The 601-nt window shown below is 63.6% G+C and carries 1 pseudogene; it reads right to left on the bottom strand.

Going from position 1 to position 601, the window contains the following annotated elements:
- Positions 1–38: 38 nt before the first annotated feature.
- A pseudogene (locus EN939_RS37075) lies at positions 39–601 on the bottom strand (hypothetical protein); the annotation flags it as partial.

Genomic DNA, 601 nt, shown 5'->3' with positions numbered 1-601 from the left:
CTACAGGCGCTGCTCGACCGCTAGACCGTTCAGCGCTCTTACGGCTCGATCGAAACGCGGATTTCGTAGATGTCCGCGGCCTTACCCTGCTTGTCGAAGTCTGAATTGATGGCAATGGTGCCGGCCGAGCCCGGACGCTTGTCGGGAAACTGCACATCGAACAGATATTCGTTCTGCTGCTGGCCGACCGCATAGCGCTTGCGGCCGCAGTCGCCGAGTTCGCCGAAATTGCAGTCGACCGAAATCTGCGTCTCCTTGCCTTCTTCGGAGCGGGCAATGATGTCGAACACGGCATGTTTGCCGGCCAGCTTCTCCAGCACGCCTTGTCCGACGTCGAAACTGATCGCCGAACCGGACGCGCCGGAACGGATGCGCAGGAACGAACCGGTATCGTCCTTCATCACCTCGGCCCTGGCGTCAGACGGCGCGCTGACATGGGATGCATCGGCCGGCGAAAACACATTGATCCAGTCGCGCGCCTGGTCCGCGGCGCCGGGTTTTGCCGGACCGCCGTCGGCCGGTGTGAAATCGTCGTCCTCGACGGTCGGCGGCGCCTGCGGCGGGGCGGTGTCGAGGTGCGCGGGTGTCTTTAACACCCCCG

The sequence above is a fragment of the Mesorhizobium sp. M7A.F.Ca.CA.002.05.1.1 genome, assembly GCF_003998335.1.
Classification (GTDB): Bacteria; Pseudomonadota; Alphaproteobacteria; order Rhizobiales; family Rhizobiaceae; genus Mesorhizobium.
This window is presented reverse-complemented; position numbering and strand designations above follow the sequence as displayed.